12 protein-coding genes and 2 tRNA genes are annotated in these 23,139 nt (G+C 57.7%); 12 read left to right on the forward strand and 2 right to left on the reverse strand.

The window, feature by feature from the left end:
* Positions 1–49 precede the first annotated feature (49 nt).
* The gene (locus VGL38_12435) at positions 50–4,855 is read right to left on the reverse strand and encodes a C25 family cysteine peptidase (GenBank protein ID HEY3296229.1); all 4,806 of its coding nucleotides are present in this window, start codon (positions 4,853–4,855) and stop codon (positions 50–52) included.
* Between the two features lie 825 nt (positions 4,856–5,680).
* On the opposite strand from VGL38_12435, the gene VGL38_12440 reads away from it, so the two are divergent.
* The 5 genes from VGL38_12440 to VGL38_12460 all read left to right on the forward strand — a co-directional run bounded on the left by VGL38_12440 (position 5,681) and on the right by VGL38_12460 (position 11,556).
* A complete protein-coding gene (locus VGL38_12440; GenBank protein HEY3296230.1) occupies positions 5,681–8,749 on the forward strand; it encodes a PAS domain S-box protein in 3,069 nt (1,022 codons plus the stop codon).
* 224 nt (positions 8,750–8,973) lie between these two features.
* A complete protein-coding gene (locus tag VGL38_12445) occupies positions 8,974–10,338 on the forward strand; it encodes a cyclic 2,3-diphosphoglycerate synthase (protein HEY3296231.1) in 1,365 nt (454 codons plus the stop codon).
* A 139-nt stretch (positions 10,339–10,477) separates the two neighbouring features.
* A tRNA-His gene (locus tag VGL38_12450) sits at positions 10,478–10,551 on the forward strand.
* A 72-nt stretch (positions 10,552–10,623) separates the two neighbouring features.
* Positions 10,624–11,433 carry a class I SAM-dependent methyltransferase gene (locus VGL38_12455; GenBank protein ID HEY3296232.1) on the forward strand — a complete coding sequence of 270 codons (810 nt, stop codon included), beginning with the start codon at positions 10,624–10,626 and terminating at the stop codon, positions 11,431–11,433.
* A 48-nt stretch (positions 11,434–11,481) separates the two neighbouring features.
* A tRNA-Glu gene (locus tag VGL38_12460) sits at positions 11,482–11,556 on the forward strand.
* A 127-nt stretch (positions 11,557–11,683) separates the two neighbouring features.
* On the opposite strand, the gene VGL38_12465 is transcribed toward VGL38_12460, so the two are convergent.
* On the reverse strand, positions 11,684–13,162 hold the full coding sequence (locus tag VGL38_12465) for a hypothetical protein (GenBank protein ID HEY3296233.1): 1,479 nt from the start codon (positions 13,160–13,162) through the stop codon (positions 11,684–11,686).
* A 268-nt stretch (positions 13,163–13,430) separates the two neighbouring features.
* On the opposite strand from VGL38_12465, the gene sppA reads away from it, so the two are divergent.
* From sppA to VGL38_12500, 7 genes are all read left to right on the forward strand, one after another.
* Positions 13,431–15,194 carry a signal peptide peptidase SppA gene (gene sppA, locus VGL38_12470; protein ID HEY3296234.1) on the forward strand — a complete coding sequence of 588 codons (1,764 nt, stop codon included), beginning with the start codon at positions 13,431–13,433 and terminating at the stop codon, positions 15,192–15,194.
* A 68-nt stretch (positions 15,195–15,262) separates the two neighbouring features.
* Positions 15,263–16,501 (forward strand): oligosaccharide flippase family protein, encoded by a 1,239-nt coding sequence (locus VGL38_12475; protein HEY3296235.1) that lies wholly within the window; start codon positions 15,263–15,265, stop codon positions 16,499–16,501.
* Between the two features lie 461 nt (positions 16,502–16,962).
* Positions 16,963–19,200, forward strand: a complete 2,238-nt coding sequence (locus tag VGL38_12480) for a C25 family cysteine peptidase (protein HEY3296236.1) — start codon at positions 16,963–16,965, stop codon at positions 19,198–19,200.
* A 57-nt stretch (positions 19,201–19,257) separates the two neighbouring features.
* On the forward strand, positions 19,258–19,653 hold the full coding sequence (locus VGL38_12485) for an HTH domain-containing protein (GenBank protein ID HEY3296237.1): 396 nt from the start codon (positions 19,258–19,260) through the stop codon (positions 19,651–19,653).
* Positions 19,654–19,679: 26 nt separating this feature from the next.
* Positions 19,680–20,306, forward strand: coding sequence for a carboxymuconolactone decarboxylase family protein (locus tag VGL38_12490; protein HEY3296238.1), 627 nt, complete (start codon positions 19,680–19,682; stop codon positions 20,304–20,306).
* A gap of 177 nt (positions 20,307–20,483) precedes the next feature.
* A complete protein-coding gene (gene dnaK, locus VGL38_12495) occupies positions 20,484–22,418 on the forward strand; it encodes a molecular chaperone DnaK (GenBank protein HEY3296239.1) in 1,935 nt (644 codons plus the stop codon).
* A 27-nt stretch (positions 22,419–22,445) separates the two neighbouring features.
* Positions 22,446–22,973, forward strand: a complete 528-nt coding sequence (locus VGL38_12500; GenBank protein ID HEY3296240.1) for an RDD family protein — start codon at positions 22,446–22,448, stop codon at positions 22,971–22,973.
* Positions 22,974–23,139 lie beyond the last annotated feature (166 nt).

The following is a 23,139-nucleotide window of genomic DNA, read 5'->3' on the forward strand; positions in this document are numbered from 1 at the left end:
CGTCTCAGAAATTCATATCCAAAGAGCGACGGCAGAGCCGCCCGGCCAATTACTGGCCGTCCCATCCAACGACCACATAGAATCTCCTTGCGGCGGAAGCACCGTTGACAATCGTGAAGGCCGTGGCCGTCGTGCTTCCTTCCAGCGTATCGTACGGACCGGACGCGTTCAGCGAGCTGTAAATGCGGTATGCCACGTTGCCGTCCGCATCCCAGCGGAGAATAATGTCGTTTCCGGAGGGATAGCAGGTCGCGTTGATGGGGACGAGCGGCTCCGGTGGAGCGACGACAGGGGCTAAGATCGCCACATCGTCCACGTACCAGCCTTCCGAGCCGGTGGCCCGGTCGCTGCCGAAGCGCCACCGCAATTGAATAGAATGTCCCGCATAGCCGGACAGATCCAACTGCACCTGCGTCCATGGCATGTTCGCCGTGGCCTCGGCCCAGCAGAAACGTCCGGGCATCGGTCCCGTATACGGCGTCGTCAGACCCGCCATGTAGCGGAATATCCGGGTATACCCTGCCGCAGGCGTCACGGGGTTGAAGGGGCCGCCGTTATCGGAGAGTTCCAGCACGCCACCGTCGTAAGCGGAATCCGGATACTGGCCCGAGACTTCAGACTGGATCTGATACATGAAACTCAGAGTAGCGTTCTGAGGCAGATTGGCAATTACCGGGGACGTCAGCCTTGCATCGCAGGAATCGAGATAGTTGCCCGTGCCCGTGTCGCCGCACTTCCATGAGGTGGTACCGCTGTAAGCCCGCTCCGTCGAGAGGTTCCAGTTGTCACGCCACGGGGCCACCGTATTGTGGCTCCAACTGCCCGCGCCGTTTTCGAAGTTGTCGAAGTAGACAGACTGAATCTGCTCAATGGTGAAGCTGTTGTCCGAGACATCCGTGTCCGTCGCGTCACCTGAAGACGTCAGCCGCACATAGCAGTTGGCCGACGTGCCCGCCGGTACGGTTACGGTATATTGTCCGGTGTTCGGCGCGGCCGCGTTCAGCAGCAGCCACGGACCCGTGACTCCCGCGCGGGACAGCTCTACGCGAATCGTCGAGGAAGGCGAGCCGCCCTGCCATGTGATGGTCGCCGCACTGTCCACTGCCCACACTTCGCCGCCGTTGGGGCTGGTTAAGCGCAGCGAAGCGATAATGAACGCGCCATCCGAAAGATCGGTATCGGTCGGGGTTTCTACCGACGAAATTTTCGCGAAGCAGTTGGAAGACACCGGTCCGCTCGGGGTGAAGGCAAACACGCCGTTGTTGGGAGTGGATGCGGTGACGGTCTCCCACGGGCCGGAGTTTCCGCTGCGGGAAAGTTCGATGCGCACATGGTCGGTGTGATTTCCGCCGTACCATGAAACGGTATTGGACGTGTTCTGATACCAGACCGTGTTGGCTTCAGGCGAGAGCAAGGTCAGGGCCGCCGGTGCGGCGCCCAGGCCTTCCGTCGTAAACAGAATCGCACGGCCATTTTGCACGGTGGCGCCGCCGCTCGAATAGACGTTCTCGTAGGCGTACTGTAGTCCCTGTGTGTTTCCCGGCTTTTGAATGCCGATGGTGCAGCCCGGCGCTTCGTCGTTGTACTGGTTCGCGACGTTCATTGTCACCTGATTGTACTGCACGAGAATCTTGCCGTCGCCCGTCGCGGTCGGAGCATACGTCGTATCGTAGAGGATCACTTCAAAGTCCAGCGGGGTCGAATAGTTCGCGCCGACGCCGGCTTTCCACTGAACGATGTAGCGATGATTGGTCGCGTCATTGCGCACCCACACTCCTTCGCCGCTGTTGCTCGTGCGCAGATCGTCCCAATACGGGCCAATCATGGCATCGGGAGCCTGCATCGCCGGAATTGCGTAGTTGCGGAAGCCGTCGTACCAGGACTGATCGCCGAAGGCGCACCAGCCGTTGGAGCAGACCGTCAGTGAATCGTAGACCCGGCCGTAGAATTTGAAGCTGAAGGGCAGATGTACCACGGCGGAGTAAACCGGCGTCGGCGTGGTCTTGTCGCCCGGATCGGCGATGTTCAGGTTCGTTCCGGTCGACGAGATGTCCACGTAGTTGTACGTCGGGTGCAGATCGTAGGTCAGATCCGTATTGTCATAGGCAAAATAGCCGTAGGCATCGGGTCCGGTCGGGTCCGCCGCGGTCGCCGTGCCGACACTGACAACAAAGGATGTGGTGTCCACAAAGCCGTTGGATGACGTCAGAATCAAAGTCATCGGGGCCTGATGGCCGCGGAAGGTCAATGGATTGGAATAGAGCGTCAACACGTCCGTGGTGTTGGAATCCAGTGCTCCCGCCGCAATGTCGCCGAAATAGGCGTCGGCATCGCTGGCGGTGACCATGGAACTCCCCGACACGAGGTGCGCATTGACTCCGGTCATGGCCACCGTCCCGCGATTCTTCACGACCACCTGCACATTGACGTTCGTGCCGGGATCAAAGTTGGTGGAAAGATGCTGGCGCTGGTACCATGCTTCGGGAGCCGCACAAGTCAACGGGATTACGCCAACCGTCTGCCCGGCAGATGACGTGGTCGTCACGGTAAGCAGAACCTGAACGTCGTTTTGTAAGTCCGAAGCGACGTGGATCCGGAACGGGGTAGCGCCGAGCGCCGAGTCGCCCGCGGCAATATTGGCATACGAAGATGTGGCACTGGTTACCGTCACGCCGGCGTGGTCACTGGTCAAGGTCGCCGAGACGCCTGTGGCCGTGCCGCTGCTGCCGAAATTGCGAATGTAGGTCGGCAGGTCGATGGTCTCGCCCGGGTTCATCAGGTGATTGCCGTTGCCCTGCGTGCCGCCGGTGTTGTCATCATCCACCGTCCATGTGCACAGCATCGGATTAACTGCCGCCTGAGCACAGTTGATGGTGTACAGGTACGGCTTGTGATTGCGTTTGGTCACCGTCAAATACATGCTGCCGGTCTGGCGCACATTCACCGGGAGGGTGATATGTCCCTGCAGGTCGGTTGTGCCGCGCACCCACGTCGAATCCGTGCCGCGTTTCCACAACACCACCAGGGCGTCCTGTACCGGCGCGTTGTCCCCTTGGCGTCGCACTGTGACATCCACCGAGCGCGCGCCGACATTCAGCGAGGTCGGATGGGTAACCGCTAAGACCTTGGGAGCGTCCGTCCACATCGAAAGGCTCGGCTCGCCCATCAGGTTGCAATAGCGGGTAAAGTTTCCGGCCAGCGTGCCGCCATAGGGGTCGGCCTGGCTGCCGTAGGTATAATAGAGCTGCGCTTTGGCTCCGGCCAGCGCGTCACCAATGGCCTCGACGCCCAAGTCGGTAATATTGTAGAGCAGGCCGCTGGCAAGGCAGGTATTCTCGGGATTGTGGGTATTCAGGGTGGCCGTGCCAATGCCGCAGACGCCGCCGCGCAAATCGGTCGCGGAGTTGCCCGCCACCAGCCACTCTTCAGAGATAGATGTGCCGCTGCCGAAGTCGCCTGTGCCGCAGGTCACCGTGAACGTCACCGGAAGTCGATTGCCCGGTGTGGTGCTCGCGGCCAGACCGCTGGCCATCTGCCCGACCCAACTGCCGCGCCAGATGAAATAGCCTACGCCGCCGTTCACCTGCGTGGTCACCGTGGTGTTATCCACGCTGCCGGAGGTGGTCAGAACCGTCGCGTTGTTGACGCGTGTGGTTTCGCGGAACTGTTGCTGACCCCAATTCATCAGAATGTAATTTCCGGCGCAACTGTTGCCGACGCCGGCGTACAGGAAAGCCTTATGATACCACGTAGTGTCCGCCATGTAGGGATCACGCTCATACGCCATAATCTTGGCGTTGATGATGGTCATCTGCAGGCCGGTATTGCCGCTGAGACGTCCCACGCCGATGTCTTCGATATCATCGCCCGTGTTGCCGAGGCCGAAGGAGTGGTCATAATTGCTGCCGTCGGTCGGAACGCCGAATGCCGCGGATGGATCGCCCATCAACGCGACATATTCCAGCGGCGGATCCCAGTTCTGGTAATCGCTGCGGATCTGCGTGATCATCGCGCTGGAGGTCCAGGCGGCGCGCGCATCCACGACGACCTTATAGCCCTTGCGTGTTTTCCACAGAGCCAGACTGTCCACAAACGGAGCCACCGTGGCATTGGTGCTCGCGATGATCAGGTAGCTGCCGGGCGTGGTGGTCGCATCGTCCAGCGCGCTCTCGTCGAGATTGGCGATCAGAGCCCGGTATCGTGACGCCCAGGCGCCCGAGGGCCGGTGAGGATTCACTAATTCATTGAGTCCGGGATGGTTGTTGGCAACGACGTTTACGCTCAGATTGCGGTAGATGCGCGCCTGATGCGTGACCGGATTGACCTGCACCGGATAAAGCGTAACGCGGACAATGCGGAAATCGCGCATAATCATCGGATCACTCATCTCCACGACGTTCGCCGGGTACCAGCCGTCTTTGCTGTATACGGCTTCGTCGCGTACGACCGTACCGAAACCGGGTTCCTCCGGCTGCACCGGAAATGACGAGATATTATCCATCACGTCGTAGTCGGAATTCGTGATGACCACATCGGCGCCGCCCGTATTCGCGATGCGGTAGAATCGTGTGACCTGCGGCAGCGTCGGGCTGCCTTCCACCGTCGTGGAAAGCTCTCCGCGAATGCCGAAGACCTTATAGGACTGATAGTCCACAATCTGGTCTTGTGTGATCACGACCGGCGAACTCAAAGAAATCGCGGTGAGTTCAGGTGAAGTGCGGGAGACCGTCAGATTTGCTTCAGAGTGTTCAACGTCGAGAGTTCCGAGGGGAACCACCGGTGCTTCGCTGGCGAATGCCGTCAACGATGCGAAGGCGATCCAGATACAGAGACACAGCATGAAAAACCGACTCATGAAATCCTCCAAGTTGTCCATCACGTATCAGCTATGCGATAAAACTTCGATTCGAAGGGTTGAATGGATGTAACAGTGATGCGTAGAAAACATCCATGATGCTCTGCGCGTTGCCTCGGCACGGTCGCTCAGAGATGCATTGTGTCGTACAAAATCATCAACGACAAAACGATACGAAGAAATCTTCCGACGCGGAGAGCGGCGCGGATCGTACCGACGCGACCATGCCTCTCGGAATCTCAGTGCGACGCCAGCGAACGGAAAACCATGCGCCACCTATGAAATTAGATCTTGATCCTGCTTATAACGAGGCTACTAAATATACACCAAAACTCGAGGGGGAACAATCAAAAATTGCCCATGAAGAAAAAACACGTAGCATATGTCGCGCATCGTTAACCACTGCTCGCTATTCCGCATAATCAAATAGAGAGGTATGCAGCAATCATCACTCCAGAATTCCTGCGCTTGTCAATGCAGAACTTACAGCAACTCCTTAGCTTGCAATGTGGACATGATGCTCACGCATGCGCAGGCGTTGCACAATGCCCGATCCAAACAAAAGTTGTGCGAGGAGCAGGGAGCGATTCGATATTTCGAAAGGAATCAGATTTGCACTGGAGGGACAGTTACGACGTCCATGCGCTGCTTGCCTCTGATTTTACGCGAATTAAGATAGAGGCTCGGATGGATCGCGGCCGCTTGCGGTCATGACGCGATCTGAACGGGCCGATCTTGCCTATTGCTGCCGCTCGGCAGATACGCTCGTGATATACATGTTAATGGATGATGATGAGTCCAACCGCTTGGGCAGGAGAAGAGACGATGGCTGAAGAAGCCACGATGAGTGCGGAAATACTGGAAGAACTCGAGGCACTCCGACGAAGGCTCATGGAGCTGGAGGAGATGGAGGTGATGCGGGTCACCGAGGAGCAGGAGCGGTTCGACTCGCTGCAGGTCCTTGATGAGTATGCCCGCCAGCTCGAGGAGTCGCGCGACAAGTTGGCTCGATTACTTCGCGCCGGCACAGATGTGCAGGCGGCGAAGACCGTCAAGGAAGCACTCCAGAGAATCGCCGCTGCCGTGGGTCAGGCTGGATGGGGCTCCGTCTCCGTCACCCTGTTTGAAAATTGGGACATCGTGCAGTCCGCCTATTTCGGCTGCTCAGAAAGTGATATTGAATTTCTGGAGTCGCATCGCCGCCCCCCGCGGGAACGTGCCCGTTTCTATGGGCCCGAGGTCGAACGCTTCAAGATCAGCCGCTCCTACTTTGTCTCCGCCGATAGCCTGCAGGAGGTGGTCTCGCCCGAACAGGTGGTGCCGGGACGGCGCACCGTTCAACCCGGAGACACATGGGATCCTATGGATCTCGCATACGTCCCGTTGTACGGCAGCCAGGGGCAAGTGATCGGCAGTATCAATTGTGATGACCCCGTCGATGGCCGTCGGCCCAATGCCGAGACCTTCTTCTATCTTGAACTGTTTTCCGACCTCGCGGCTCGTAAGGTGGAGACGACCCAGCTCATCGAGCAGCAGCGCCGCATCGAGCAGGCATTGCGGCAGAGCGAGCAGAAGTACCGCACCATTTTCAACCGCTCCGGCGACGGTTACTTTATCCTCAATGATGATTTTCGCGATTGCAACAGCAAGGCGTGCGAACTCTGGAATTGCTCGCTCGAAGATGTGATCGGTCATAGTCCCGCCGAGTTTTCGCCCGAATATCAGCCGGGTGGACGGAGTTCGCTGGAGGCAAGCCGCGACTATGTGGAGAAGGCCAAAAGCGGTGAACCACAGTTTTTCTACTGGCAGCATCGGCGCAAAGACGGCATACTGCTGGACTGCGAAGTCTCCCTTGCGCCAATCGAAGTGGATGACGCGCCCATGGTACTGGCCATCGTGCGAGACATTACCCAGCGCAAACGGGCCGAAACCGAGCGCGAAACCATTCTGCGCGTCCTTCAGATCGCCAACTCTGCGGCGGACCGCGAGGAGATGATCAGCCGGATCTTTGCGGAGATCGGCCGGGTCATTCCCGTTGAAAATTACTATCTGGCTCTCTATGACGATTTGACAGACACTCTGAGCTTTCCGCATTTTGTGGATGCGAAGGACTCGCCGCCGCCTCCTATGCCGCTGGGCTACGGGCTCACGGCGTGGATCGTCCGGCACCAGCAGCCGCTACGCCTCGGTGTCAAAGAATTCGGCGTCATGCTGCGGTCGGGCGAAATCGAATGCTGCGGCACTCCGCCGCTTTCCTGGCTCGGCGTCCCCTTGGTCAGCCAGTCCCGACCCATAGGTGCGCTGGTGGTACAGAGCTATGGGATGGAGGGTCTGTTTGACGCGAGCCACGAAAGCGTGCTCGCGGCTGTCGCCGCCCAAATCGCCACCATTATCGAGCGCAAGCGTGTCGAAGAGGAACGGCAGACCATGGCCTCGCTCGTCGAGAACAGCTCGGATTGCATCGCCATGTATGGCGCGGACGGACAGTTGATCTATACTAATGATGCGGGACTCAGTCTGGCCGGAATGACGTCGCATACCGATACCCAGCACCTGAACATCATGGATTTCTTCGCGGGAGAGAACCGTGGGATGGCGGACAAGGCGCTGGAGGCGACGATTCTTGAAGGGCATTGGGAAGGTGAACTCGAATTACACCAGTGCGACAGCGGTGACAGCATTCCTGTTCAGGTTCATACTTTCCTGATTCGACAGCCCGGAACGGATGACAATCCTGCTGTGGGAGCCGTAGTGCGCGATCTGCGGGAGCACAAGCGAGCAGAGGCGGCGCTGCGTGAAAGCGAAGAACGCTATCGCCAACTGGTTGAACTCTCCACCGATGCCATCGCCATTTATCAGGATGGCCTTGTCGTCTACGCCAACCGCGGAGCAGCCAGATTGCTGGGTGCCGCCGATCCATCAGAGCTTTGCGGCACGCGCGCACTAAGCGTCATTCATCCGGATTGCCGCGCACATGTTCTGGATCGTATTCGGAAACTGAGCCCCGAAAGCCCCGAGGATCCCCCCGCTGAAGAGAAATTCATCCGCCTCGACCGGACGGTCGTGGATGTCGATGTCGCCGCCACGTTCACACGCTATAATGGGCGCGACGCCGTGCAGGTGGTTTGCCGCGATATTACGCAGCGCAAGCAGGAGCACATGGAGTTATTGATGTTCCGCAAGGCCGTGGAGCGGTCGGGTGACGCCATGTTCATGACGGACGTTCAGGGAGTCATCACCTTCATCAATGATGCCTTCACAAGGGTGTACGGCTATGCGCGGGAAGATGTTGTGAACAAGACGACGCCGCGCATCCTCAAAAGCGGCTATATGGATGCTGCCGCCTATGAGTACTTCTGGCATACGATTACCAACAAGCAGGTGATGAAGGGCGAATTGACGAACAGGACGAAAGACGGGCGTCTCCTGGCTATCGAGGGGTCCGCCAATCCGATCCTCGACGATCAGGAGGCCATTCTCGGTTACCTGGCGATTCAGCGGGACATTTCCGAGCGGAAGCAGGCGGAGAAACTGCTCAAAGAGAGTGAGGAGAATCTGCGCTGGCTGGTGGAGAATGTCGACGAGCCGATAGCTGTGCTGGATCTCGACGAGACATTTGTGTTCGCCAATCCCGCTACGGGCAGGCTCTTGGGTGTGAACGCTCCGGATCTGATCCATCGTAGCTTTGGGGACTTTCTGGATGCGGCGTCCTTCGAATTTGTCAAGGCTCAAACCGAGCTTCGACACGAAGGAGTCCGCAACCGCTACGACCTGACCGTTCATCGGCCAGATGGGACAGCGGCGAAAGTCAAAGTCACCGCAACCCCACAATTCGACAGCGATGGGCGACTGCGCAATGTGGTCACCGCCCTCAAAATCGAGTCGCGTGCATAAACGCTCCGGCCAATAAAGGTGGTAAGGCTGAACAGAACGGGTTCTCATGGAGCCCGTTTTCGTTGCTTTTAACATGCTGATAACATGGGATTAGTGGAAAAGTATCCGTTGGGGTAGGGGGAGAAGGCTGCTCTTCGGGGAAGGCCCATTGACTTTTAGCGGTAAATTCGATAAATTATGTGTCTAACTTTGTTTAAGAACTTCGAAATAGGCTCTGGACGAACATGCAGAAAAAAATCGTTACGATCATTCAAGGGGCTGCCGGCCGCGACTTCCATAATTTCAATATGGTCTATCGCGACAACGACGCCTATGACGTTATCGCTTTTACCGCCGCTCAAATCCCCGACATTGATGGCCGCAAGTATCCGGCTTCCCTTGCGGGCAAGCTCTACCCCAAAGGCATTCCCATTGTCGCGGAATCGGAACTGCTGTCCCTGATCGCCAAGCATCATGTGGATGAAGTGGTATTCAGCTACAGCGACGTGACATATGACCATGTCATGCATTGGGCTGCCCGTGTCAATGCCGCCGGGGCAAATTTCAAGCTGCTCGGGGCGGAAAAGACGATGTTGAAAAGCACGAAGCCCGTGGTGGCTGTGTGTGCCGTGCGCACCGGTGCAGGCAAGTCCCAGACCACGCGCCGCGTTGCCGAGATTTTCAAGGCTGCGGGCAAACAGGTCGTCGTCGTACGCCACCCCATGCCCTATGGCGATCTGGCCAAGCAGGCGGTGCAGCGCTTTGCCACCATTAAGGATCTGGCCACGCATAAGTGCACCATCGAAGAGATGGAAGAGTACGAACCGCACATCGAGCGCGGTTCCATCGTCTACGCCGGTGTGGACTATGAAGCGATTCTTCGCGCCTGTGAGAAGGAAGCTGATGTCGTGTTGTGGGACGGCGGCAACAACGATATGCCGTTCTTCATGCCGGATGTCTTTATCACCGTCGCCGATCCGCTGCGTGCAGGCAATGAGCTGAGCTACTATCCCAGCGAATCCAACATGCGCATGGCCGACGCCATCGTGATCAACAAGATCGATACCGCCACGCCGGAACAGGTGGCCGAGATTCGTGCCTCCATTTCCAAGGTGAACCCCAAGGCCATGGTTATTGAAGCAGCGTCTCCCATCTCCGTTGACAAGCCCGACCTCATCCGCGGCAAGCGCGTTCTGGTCATCGAAGACGGCCCGACCTGCACCCACGGCGAAATGAAATACGGCGCCGGTGTTGTGGCGGCCAAGCGGTTCGGAGCTGCTGAACTGGTGGATCCGCGTCCCTTCGCGGTGGGTTCCATCGATACGACCTTCAAGCGTTATCCGGGCATCGGCACCTTGCTTCCCGCTATGGGCTACGGTGTCAAACAAGTCGCTGACCTCGAAGCCACCGTGCGCAAAGCCAAGGTGGATGCCGTGATTATCGCCACGCCGATTGACCTGACGCGCCTCATCAAAATCTCCCAGCCCATGCTGCGGGTTACATATGATCTGCAGGAGATCGGCCAGCCGACCATCGAAGATGCCCTGAGGCCCATTCTGGGTGGCGCTCCGAAGGCCAAACCTGCCCGTACCCCGAAGAAGGCCAAATAACGGCTTGACAAACTCGCGAATTGTCCTTATAATACGTGCTTTCCGGTTCGTCGCGGACCGGCCAGGGTAAAGTGCGTAGGGGTGGTTGTTCCTGCTTATCTTACATGATAAGCCGCGCACTGCCCGACAACTGGACATGGTGGCTGTAGCTCAGTTGGTTAGAGTGCCAGATTGTGGATCTGGATGTCGCGGGTTCAAGTCCCGTCAGCCACCCAAGACACGGATAGGCGGTTTTTGTTCGGTTTAGGCTGAATTAGCCCCTGATCGTCGGTGCGGGAGGGTGTCATGAAAGTCGGCCAATTGGTTGGACTGACGACGGCTGCTGCGCGCAATTTGCTCTTTGGCGGGAATCTGGCCGCGTTGACGATGGTTCGACACCCCAGACAGATGATGAACTACGTCGTGTGGGCGGTGTTTCTGCAGAAGATTATGAGCAACCGTCGTGGATTGCCGCAGAAGAATGTGTTCGAAGTCCTGCCGTCCACCGGCGATGTCGAACAGGTTCAGTTCGGCAGCCTCGAATCCGGTCTCTCCTGGTTCTGGACAATTCCCTCGGATTGGGTGGACATCGTCAGCCTCTCGTTGATCTGCCGGCTGATTAAGCCCAAAGTGGTGTTCGAAATCGGCACCCTCCACGGCTATTCCGCCTTTCAGTTCGCCTTGAATACCCCCGACGAATCCCGCATCTATACCCTCGATCTGCCGCGGGACGGCTCAGTGGCTCCCAGCATGAGGCGCTCAGTGGTGGACGAGGAGCACACTCGGACTCATGCCGGAGTGACCAGGTATTGCTTCGAGAGTCATCCTGTTGCCCGGAAGATTACCTGCCTTCAGGGTGACAGCGCGACCTTTGATTATTCGCCGTATCACGGCAATGTAGATCTATTCTTTATTGACGGTGCTCATTCCTACGACTATGTACGGTCGGACACGCTGAATGCACTTGCCTGTTGCCGTCCCCAAGGTGTCATTGCCTGGCACGATTTCGGACGGAGCGGTATGAACGGCGTCTCCCGCTGGCTTTGCGAGTTGTCCAAGACTCACAAAGTGTATTCGGTGCCCGGCGGCTCCCTTGCATACATGGTCAAACCATAACGGATGTAGCGACGCAACGGTTTTGCCTTGCATTTCTGCGCACCAGACGGCCCCATCGTCTAACGGTTAGGACTCGAGATTTTCATTCTCGCAATCGGAGTTCGATTCTCCGTGGGGTCACCATAACCCGATACATCCCTGGTATCGGGTTTTGCTGTTCTTTGGACTCATGAGAAAGCCCGCCTCTTTCGGGCGGGCTTCGTCAGATAACACGGTAATGGCGGGCCGGAACAGCGCCTTAGGTCTGCACCTACGCCGTAGCGGATTGCAGAGCTGCCGTGCGGATGTCGGCCAATGCCTGCGCTCTCTGTCGGGCTTCTTCGCGGTAGCTCAGACCGACCAGCAGCCCGGCCAGCGGCCAGAACGAAAAGCTCATGGCATCCGCCTGCCACGCGGACTCATAGAACTGCCACACTCCATAGAGCAGCGCGAGGCATTCCAGCAGGCGTCCGAGTACGCGAGTTTCGAGATCCTGTGATTTTCGCAAATAGGCGCCGCGCCGGTAGATCCAATAGATCAGAAACAGAATCATGGCCACGCCGACGTAGCCATATTCGATGAGCAGCCAGACGATCGACAGCGCGCGCAGCGATGTCAGTCCCCACTGGGAGTAATAGGCCAACTTCGAGGAGTGATTCTCGGAGATGTACGAATCGGTGATCGACCCAGGTCCATTGCCGAAGATGACGGTCCGCCACGATGCCGCCGCCAGCCGGATGGATGATACATACTGATAGCCGCGCTCATTGTAGCCGTACTGCTCGCCCTTCTGCACTTCTTCATTGAATTTTTCTGGAAGCTTGGTGACCAGCGTCAGCGGGTTATTTCCCGAGACCCATGCTCCCGATTTGACCACAAAGAAATTGGCGGCGAGCACAACCGACAGGCCGGCCACCACGACCAGCGCCGCTACCGCGGGACGGCGAAGCACTTCATTGCGCACCAGGAACACCAGCAGCACCGGCAGGAAGAGGAAGTAGAACTTCACCTCTCCGAAAATCGGCATGGTGCTCAGGGCGAAGATAATCACCACATAAGATAATCGGAACTTGCTCTCCTCGATCATCTTCGATAGCAGATAGGCGTCGAGAATCAGCAGAAACAGTCCGATTCCCGGAGTCTCGCCGTAGCCGAAGGTGCCGCTCATGCGGTCCAGATCCGTCCAGCCGATGTCCTGAAACTGGCTGACGATCACCGGCAACTGCACGGCGGCGATGGCGAAGAGAAAAAGAATGTAATTGCGCAGCCACTTTATGCTGACGTTCATGTTGGCCGCCGCCACAAACAGCAGCACATAGCGGAACCCGATCCGCATTCCGGCAAGGAACGTCACCTGCCCGTTTCGGTTGATGATGGTCGAGAGCACGGCGAATGCGATCAGGACGAACACATATTTAATGACCCCGCCGATCCGCTCCTTTTGCGCGGGCATCATCAGCAGCGCCCGGGCCACCAGCACCATAATCAAAATGTCCACCATCCAGGTCGCTTCACGGGGAAGGGCGTGGACGGTGTCATACAGCCAGCGGAAAGAATAGGCGCCGAGGGCCAGCACAATCAGCGTGGCGCGGGGGAAGATCACCAGCACCATGGCAAAGGGCATCCCCAGCAGGAACATGTAGAATTGCCGCGATTCGCCTTCGGAAGAAAAGAACGCGAACACCAACGCGGTATAGATGGCCAGTACACCGGCAATCGTCACGGCCAGAATAAAGCGCTCGTTCTTCAACAGGCCTTCCCGTTTCGTTTTTGTCCCTGACGCATCAAGACCATCCGTGCAAACCCTGTACCTTGAAACTCCGTGCCGGACTCCGCGAATGTCCGAAAAAGCGTGAATGATAAAGTTTCGTCGCTCCCCAAGCCATTTGAAACATTCGCCGAGCTTTGGTAATCTAACAATTTGAACGGGGGAATGCAAACGCGGCCCCAAGATCAAACTGGATCAGCATCTCACCGGCAGAGGGTTCGGTTATCTGCCAGAGCGGAACGATAAAGACATGAAAAACAAAGCCTGTTGTTGGATACTCGTCGCATTCGGCGTTTTTGTGCTGCTGGGCTTCATCGGTACCGGAATCCTGGTGTCCACCGTGGCAATGTCCGGAACACACAAAGTAACGGTCAAAGACCACAGCTATCTCCTGCTCGAATGCACGGGGACCATTCCGGAATACTCCACGGCACCGCAGTTTGCCTTTCTCGGCGGCTCGAAACAGACCACCATCGCCGATGCCTTGAAGGCACTGCACAGTGCAGCCAGCGATTCAAGGATCTCCGGGGTCATTATTCGGCCAACCGCCATCGGCGGCTTTGCCGAAATTCGCGAATTACGGAACGCACTCCTCGAATTCAAAAAATCTAAGAAACCCGTTTATGCGCATTTAGAAGTTGCCACCGACCGCGATTACTATCTTGCATCCGTTGCCGATACCATCTCGCTGACCCCCACGCGCTCGGGCGGTCTGGCTATGCTCGGGCTGGGAATCGAGAGCACCTATCTGGGCAAGACATTTGAAAAAGTCGGCATAATCTTCCATACCCTGCACATTGGGCAGTACAAAGGCGCCTACGAGAACCTGTCGCAGGACAGTATGTCCGTGCCGCTGCGCAAGAGTTTGCAGACCCTATTGGATGATCTCTATCAGACCTACACCACGGAAATCGTGGCGGCGCGGCCATCCCTCTCGGCAGCAACCGTAAACGATGAACTGCTGAATGGCCGCAAATTGTTCCTTGTCGGTCAAGAGGCCAAGGACAAGGGATTTGTCGACCTGACCCTGGACTGGCAGGATCTGAAGGACAAACTGAGCGGCGACAAAGATCTGCATACCGTAACCCCGTCGCGTTACAACAAGGTAGCCTCCGCCAAGACAGAGGGCTCCAAAGAGATCGCCGTCTTGTTCGCCGAGGGAGAGATCAATTACAACTCATCCAATGACAACTCCCTTAGCCTTGATGATGGCATCACCCCGGATGCGTTCATCAAGCAACTGCGGGATCTGCGCAGGGATGACGATGTGGCGGCCGTGGTGCTGCGCGTCAATTCTCCCGGTGGCTCGGCGCTGGCGTCAGACCTGATTCTGCGGGAAGTCAAACGCCTTAAAGAGAAGAAACCTGTCATCGTCTCCATGGGAAATGTGGCGGCCTCGGGCGGGTACTATATCTCATGCGCGGGCAATCGTATTATCGCCCAACCCAACACCATTACCGGTTCTATCGGTGTGGTCAGTCTGTTTCCGACCGCCGAGGGGCTGTATAAGAAGATCGCCGCGCGCGTCGAGACCGTGGAAAAGGGCAAATGGTACTTCTACTTCCGGCCCGACAAGGGGCTGACCGAACCGCAGAAGGCCGTGCTTCTCGACTACATGAAGGGCATCTACGACGAGTTTGTAACCCATGTCGCCGAAGGACGCAATATGTCTGTGGACTCGGTCGCCGCGGTGGCGGAGGGCCGGGTTTGGACCGGCAATCAGGCGCTGGAATACAGACTGGTGGATGAACTTGGGGGGCTCGATGTCGCCATCGAGCGCGCCAAGGAGTTCGGCCATGTGCAGGGCCAGACGGTCCGGGTTCGGTACTATCCGCGCGAGAAGGATATTGTGAGTTTTATCATCGGGCAGTTTGACATGACGGTGCGCAGTATACGTGAAGCCTGGCTGCTGACGCCGGATGCCCGTGAAATGAGCCGCGCACTGACATATCTGTCCCATTTCGTTCAGCAGCGCGAGTTCGTTCAGGCGGTTCTGCCCATTGAAATTCCGTGACCATTCCGTATGACCTGTCTCTTCTGGCGGCCTTTGCGGCCCGATAGTACCTTAGTGGAGCCGGCCGTTTGGCGTCTTTAATTCAGCGCGCGGGCGGTTCCCTGGCGGTCAAAGCACTCCCCGCACTCTATGGTGTGGGGCTTGTGCTGCTTGTGGTCCGGGCGATCCCGACCGGAGACTTCGGCCAGTACGGCATGGCCATCGCGTACATGAATGTCGTCGCCGGGTTGTCCCGCGGGCTGTGGACTATGCCGCTGGTGATCCACGCGGCCAAGGGTGAACGCGGTCATTTATTGGCGCCGTCCTTCTGGCTTAATTTGGCCACCGCCCTGCTTGGCGGTATCGTGGCGCTGATTCTGTTGCCGCTGTTGAATGTCAGTCATGAGTTGGCGGTCTTCACGGCTCTGATGCTGCTGGTGCTGGTGCCGCGCGATATTGCGATTGCCCTTGCGCAGGCGGCGGGCAGGGTCTGGGTGGCGTTCACGATTGAGGCCGGTTACTTTGTGGGCAGCCTCGCGGGATTCATCGCCCTCACTTACTTCAGCCAATTGCGCACCGCCGAAGCGGTGATGATCATGAACCTCGCGTCGGCGGCTCTGTCTGCCTTGATCGGTGTGGCTTTTGAACCCTGTTTGCTGCATCCTGGACGGCACGGGGACTGGAAGGGGATCTTCCATCTTGGAAAGTGGATCGGCATGCACGCGCTGGGCGAGATCTTCCTGCAACAGGGTGATGCGCTGCTGGTAGGCATTTTCTTTCAGCCGGCGGCCATTGCACCCTATATCGCGGCTCGAACGCTGCTCAGAATGTACACGCTGCTGTCCCAATCGGTGAACTTTCTTGTGCTGCCCAGCGCATCGCGCCTGGGAGCCAGCAATCAGATTAAGTTGCTCCGCAAACGGTTGCGGATGGTGCTTCAATATGTCACCGGATTCCTGACGGCAGCCAATGTGGTCATGTGGTTCGCTGCGCCGGTCATCTTTCCGCTGGTGCTTGGAGCCAAGTATATCCCGGCGATCCCCTTTTTCCGGGTACTCATCATGGCGAGTTTCCTTGAACCTGTATACAGTATTCTGGCCAATGCCGTGGCGGGCATTGGTAAGCCGTCACGCATTCTGCCGATTCTGGCCATCGGTCTTCTATTCAACATAGCGGCCAATCTGGTCTTGCTGCCGATGACCGGGCTTTGGGCGGCTCCCGTGGTGTTGGTGGCTACCTATGGCTGGTTGGCCTTTGGCATGGTGAAGCTTGCGCGGAAGCACCTGATTGAGGATCCCATCTCCCTTTCTGCAGCCTTGCAGCCGTAAGGAGGGAGGACGGATTTTTTCAAGCCTCAAGAATCCCTTGACTTGGGTACAAATATAGTCTATATTAGCGGACAGAGAATAGTGGAGATTCCGGTCGCAAATCCTCCGCATAAGCTGCTGATTAACAAAATCTAATGTGAATTGCGGTGATCGGCGGCGGACTTTGCTGCTCCGGCGATTTCCGGCAATGGATGTGCGCGATTCCCGCTCTGGCGGCAACTTCCGCTGACAATATGGGGTGTAATTAAGCAGAGAGACCCTGAATAGCCCGATTGTTTGGTGATCCTTAATGGGGAGGTAACTTCATGCCCATTGTGATCGCGGACGCTGTTTTTCTCAACGAGAAGGATTCATCTGTCTGTTTGGCCGCGGAAAGGAGAACAACAATGATTTGCAGCTTTAGAAGTTTCCTGTGGCTCGCACTTGTTTGCCTGGTCTGTTTTGCCCCAAGTGTGTTGGCGGTGCCTGATTCTCCCCCGTTTGGCATGTACCCGAATACGCGGTACTCGCCGACGATCTCGGTTCTGGAGTCCGATTCGGTGATCCGGCTGGATCTGCTGATGGAACGTATTCCCCACAGCGGATCCATCAATTTCACCGGTCGCTTTCCCGGGACGTGGGGCGAACTCAATGCCACCGGTTTGCGGCTTCCCCGGTTGACGATTTACGTCGCCCTGCCCGGATCGGGCAATCCGGTTGTCACGTTTGAAACCTGGGATGATACCACCTTTCAGGCCCAGCCCGCCAGCTTGATCAACAACAACGACCACTCCCATGTGATGGTCGGACATGTCGGGATCATGGGCGGGGTGCGGGTGGTGCCATTGACGATCCGGCCGCTGACCTATACCAATCAGGCCAGCACCTGTGACGTTCTGCAGCACGCGATTCTGCGCGTTGCCATGGATACCACCACCGGTGAGAATCCGGTGAGTACGCCGCGCATGGCGTTTTCCCGCCCGTGGCAGCGGATGTTTCAGACGCTTGTGACGAATTGGGAGTACATTCCCAATATCATGACCGGCGCGCAATCCCACATCTTGATGATCGTTCCGGACGCAACGGGAAGCAACTTCTTGCCGGCGGTAGCGGATTTTGTGCGCTGGAAGGAACAGCGCGGGTTCAAGGTCACCGTGGTGCCCAAGAGTTCCATGGGGTCGAATGTCTCGCAGCTCGCCGTGCGCAACCGGATCCAGTCGGAAATGGCCACGTCCGACCCCCGCATTGACTTTGTCATATTGGTCGGAGACGAAGGCAAACTGCCGGTCGATATGCTCTACACACCGGATCCGATGACGGAGTTCAACAATGCCAGCGATCCGGGGTTGTACACCAACGAGGCCTATTTCTCGGCTGTAGAAGGCACGGATCTGTTCCCTGATCTGTTCCTTGGACGCTGGGTAGCTAACACGTCGCAGGACGTGATGAAGATCGTCAGCCGCACGATCCAGCACGAGAAGAACAGTTTCATCATCGACTCTCTCCGCTTTACCAAGGCTACGGTGGCCGCGGACGATCAGGATATTACCCAGTGGCAGACGGTGGCCCGCACGCGCGACATCATGGTGGCACACGGCGCCACGGCCGTGGATTCGATCTACGGTCACAGTCATGGCGCGAACATGATATCCGATATCAATCTGGGCCGCGCCTTTGTCAACTATCGCGGTGAAGGCTGGGACTTCGGCTGGTACGGCATCGACTTCTATTTGCAGGACATCGACGTGCTCACCAACGCTGGCCGGCTGCCGATTGTGACGGGCATTGGATGCGGTACGGGAATTTTTAATACTCCCACGGACAATGCCGGCTTCGGAGAGCGCTTCATGCTGGGCGGTACCATTACCCAGCCGTATGGCGCAGTGGGCTTCATCGGTCCCTGCTGGAACACCCACACGATCTTCAACAACTGCCTGGACTCGTCCATATACCGCGCCTGGTTCGATTATGGCAATCTGAATCTGTCGTCCGGACTTGCCGCCGGCAAGATGATGTCCTGGGCAGTCATGTCGGCCTTTTTGATTGACAACGACGTGCTGGAAATTACCAACACGCTGATGCGACAGTACCATGTGGAAAGTGATCCGTCGCTGCAGGTGTTTACACGGACACCTGTCCGCCTTCAGGTAACGATGCCGGATACCGCGACCTTCGGAGCGCCGTCCACGATTCTGGTAAACGTTGCGAATATGTCGGCGGTGCCTGCCGAGAGTCTGAATGTGACGATCTGGATGAATGACAGCACGGCAAACACCTTCTGGATGCCGCCGGCTCAATCCTCCATGACCTTCCCGATCAATCCGGACTCGACGGACACCATGACGGTGACCATCACGGGCGATAACGTGCTGGCTTACCAGAAAGTGATTCACCTTGTACGCGGGACCAACGCCGCCGATCCTCGCCATGAGGCCAAACCGGCGGACCTGAACCTCGCGCAGAATTTCCCCAATCCTTTCAATCCCGAGACTACCATCGAGTTTGCGCTGCCCAAAGCGGGCTACGTGAAGCTCGAAGTCTTCAATGTGCTGGGCCGCCGCGTGGCGACGCTGGTTCAAGGAGACTTGAATGCGGGGGCGCACCGCGTGATGTGGAAGGGACTGATGGATGACGGCAGCGGCGCCAGCAGTGGCGTCTATTACTGCCGCCTGACAACCTCGGGCACAACGCTCGCGCGCAAAATGCTTCTGCTGCGCTAAGACATGGAGCGCCGGCGGACGTGATGTTGAATCGTTCAAGAGGAGCAAGATAAACTTATGGCGAAGAAGTGGACTGCGGCAGAAGAGAAGTTTCTGCTCGATAATTACGGTAAAGTGCCGATGGCCGAACTGGCCGACCGGTTTGGCGTCACCCGTAAGGCGATCAGCGCAAAGATGGACAAGCTCCGTCAGGCGCACGGCATTGATCCCGTCGGTGCGCGGGAGCGCGCGGCTCAAAAAACCGGCAAACCCGGCATGGTGCCCGGTGTCCGACCACCCCAGCCGGGTGGAGCGGTGCCGAGACCTGTCGCTCTGCTGGATCAGATCCGGCGGCCGCAAATTGAGACTCTGGACACGCCGGTACCCGAAGGCATGATTCCTTCCGGCATGGCCGTCATGACGGAGAAGGGCTGGCAGCCGATTTACGTTGAGAAGAAGCGGATCACCAGTTGATTGGCGAGGATTGTGCGGAGCGCGTGATGGCGCTGGCCGCAGAACATCCCCAGCATGAGCCGCTCATCCTTCTGTCCGCGCTTTCGGTGCTGTGGCTCTCGCCGCAGGATTCGCAGGCGGTAACTTTGTTGCAGCGTTATCACGCGCGCGGCTTCCCCCGGGAGGCCCTGCGCGAGACGGCGCTGCAACTTTTTTTGCTTGCCGGCTTTCAGGCATCACTCGAAGCCACCTTCCAGATCCGCGATGTCCTTGGTGACGGCTTGCCTGCCGAAGAGCCCGAGTTGGTGCGGCTTGATGCGCCATTTTGGCTGGAGCGCGGTAAGGAACTTCAGACCTCGGTCTACCGTGAGAATACGAGCAAGCTGCGGGAGAACCTGACCGCTGCTTCTCCGGAGTTGTCCGTTTGGACAGTGCTGGTCGGCTATGGTTTGGTACTATCCCGCCCAGGCTTGCCATCTCACTGGCGCGAACTGATCGAAGTCGCGCTCTTGGTGGTGCAGGGCTTTCCCCGCCAGCTACACAGCCATTTGCGGGGTGCGGTGAACCTTGGCGCCACCCATGCTGAGGTGGAATTGATGCTATCTTTGGCTTCCATTTTTGCTCCTGAGAGGCAGAGTGCGTCAGCATGGCACATGTGGCGGAGGATTAAGTAGAGACTCTGCCATTCTGGCAGAATTCCGCGAGATAGATATAGCGTATGTAATGCGTAAGTAGATTATAGTATGAGTGTTACAAGAATGGATCGGCGTTTGCATGGTCCATTTTGTAATTTCTATAGGCTGATATACCCAGTGAGATCAACAAACCCTGAGAATAGAACGGAGTTCTGAATGTCTCGAATTATTGGCATTGACTTGGGAACGACCAACTCTTGTGTGGCCGTGGTGGAAAACGGAGAACCGATCGTCATTCCGAATCCGGAAGGCGCGCGGACCACACCCTCGGTCGTGGCGTTCACCAAGACGGGCGAGCGGTTGGTGGGTGCCGCTGCCAAACGGCAGGCGATTACCAATCCGAAGCGGACCGTATATTCCATCAAGCGTTTCATGGGCCGGCGCTATGAAGAAGTCTCCGAAGAGATGAAGCGCGTGCCTTACGACGTCGTCAGCGACGGCGGCCAGGCGAAGGTCAAGATTGACGACAAGAATTACAGCCCGCCGGAAATTTCGGCGATGATCCTGCAGAAAATGCGGCAGACCGCCGAAGATTACCTCGGCGAAAAGATCACCAAGGCCGTGGTCACGGTGCCCGCGTACTTCAACGACACCCAGCGTCAGGCCACCAAAGACGCCGGTGACATCGCGGGTCTCGAAGTCCTGCGCATCATCAACGAGCCCACCGCGGCCTCGCTGGCTTACGGTCTGGACAAGAAGAAGGATGAAGTCGTCGCCGTCTATGACCTTGGCGGCGGCACCTTCGATGTGTCGGTGCTCGATCTGGGGCAGGGTGTCTTCGAAGTGAAGTCCACCAACGGCGACACTCATCTTGGCGGCGACGATTGGGACTCGCGCCTGATTGACTATCTGGCCGACGAGTTCAAGAAGAACGAAGGCATTGATCTGCGCAAGGATCCCATGGCGTTGCAGCGCCTGAAGGAAGCGGCGGAGAAAGCTAAGATCGAGCTGTCCGGCGCCACGCAGACGCAGGTGAATCTGCCGTTCATTACGGCGACTGCCGAAGGTCCGAAGCATCTGGACATGACCATCACCCGCGCCAGGTTTCAGGAACTGACCGAAGACCTCGCGCAGCGTACGATTGAACCCTGCCGCCGGGCGTTGAATGATGCAGGTCTGAAGCCCTCCGACATCAATGAGATCATCATGGTCGGCGGCGCGACGCGGATGCCGCGCATCGTGGACCTCGTGCGCGAGTTCTTCGGCAAAGAGCCGCATCGCGGCGTGAATCCCGATGAAGTGGTAGCCATCGGCGCGGCCATTCAGGGCGGTATTCTGGCCGGCGACGTCAAGGACGTGCTGCTGCTCGACGTCACTCCGCTATCCCTCGGCATCGAGACACTGGGCGGCGTGATGACCAAGCTGATTGACTCCAACACCACCATTCCCACGCGCCGCACGGAGGTCTTCTCCACGGCGTCGGACAATCAGCCGTCGGTGGAAATCCACGTGCTGCAAGGGGAACGCCCCATGGCGGTGGACAACAAGACTATCGGCCGCTTTACGCTGGACGGTCTGCCGCCCGCACCGCGCGGCATTCCGCAGGTGGAAGTGACCTTTGATATTGACGCCAACGGCATTCTGCAAGTGGCAGCCAAAGATAAGGCCACCAACCGCGAGCAGTCCATCAAGATTACGGCCAGTTCCGGTCTGTCCAAGGAAGAAGTGGAGCGCATGAAGAAGGACGCCAAGTCTCACGAGGGCGAGGACGTCAAGCGGCGCGAAGAAGCCGACGTGCGCAACTCCGCCGATGCCATGGTCTTCCAGACTGAGCGCCAGATGAAGGAACTCGAAGAGAAGATCACCGGCGACGATAAGGCCCGGCTGCAGGCCGCAGTGGATCGTGTTAAGACGGCACTTCGTGCCAGCGACATGGGCGAGATCAAATCCTCCAGCGATGCTCTGACTCAAATCTGGGCGGAGATCGGACCCAAGCTCTACGCGCAGCAGGGAGCGCCGCAGCCTGAAGCCCAGCAAGGCCCAGAACCCACTCCTGGACAGGGACCTGCCGGTGATGGCAGTCCGCAAGGGGGACCGGGTCATGTTGAAGATGCCGAGTATGAAGTCGTGGACGAAAACAAAAAGAAGTAAGCCACTCATTTACCGACAGGCACCTCTATGCGCTCAAAAGCGCCGCGCACCTATCAGCCTGTGGCCACCGAACATGTGAATTCACTCGTCGGAGTGCCGCTGGCCGGCTTTTGGAGCCGGCTGGCGGCCTTCGCGATGGATCTGGTCATCGTGATTCCGTTCGCGGGCATTCAGGAAATCCTGAAAAATCTGGATCAACTTCTGAAACCGAACCAAGATGTGAAACTCGAGATCAACCCCTTTCACAGTTGGGGCCTGATTCCGACCGTGCTCTATTTTGCCTTGGCGCTCTACTGGGGCAATGGCCGGACGGTGGGCAAGCGCCTGATGCACATTCGTGTGGTCTCGCTTACGCACAAGCACATCTCCTTCTGGCATGCCCTCGAACGCGCCCTTGGCTATGGCGCGTCTGTCCTCGAGGGCGGTTTCGGTTTCGTCCAGTTCTTCATTCACCCCAACCGCCAAACCGTCCACGACCGCATTGCCGAAACCATTGTGGTGAAGGAACCACGAAAGGCCAAAACGCCTTTGCCCGAACCGACCGAACCATCGTAGGGGCCGATTGCATCGGCCCGCGTCGCCGCAACATCTTGAGGTTTGTAGGGGCGGGTTAAGCAGAGAATCTGACAACGGCGAAGCAGCGACACGCGCAATCCGCCCGCTTCTCACGGACCGCCGAGCAACGGTAGGGGCCGGTCTAAGACCGGGGGGGGGGGGGGGG

This window comes from bacterium (assembly GCA_036504735.1).
Lineage (GTDB): Bacteria > Electryoneota > RPQS01 > RPQS01 > RPQS01 > DASXUQ01.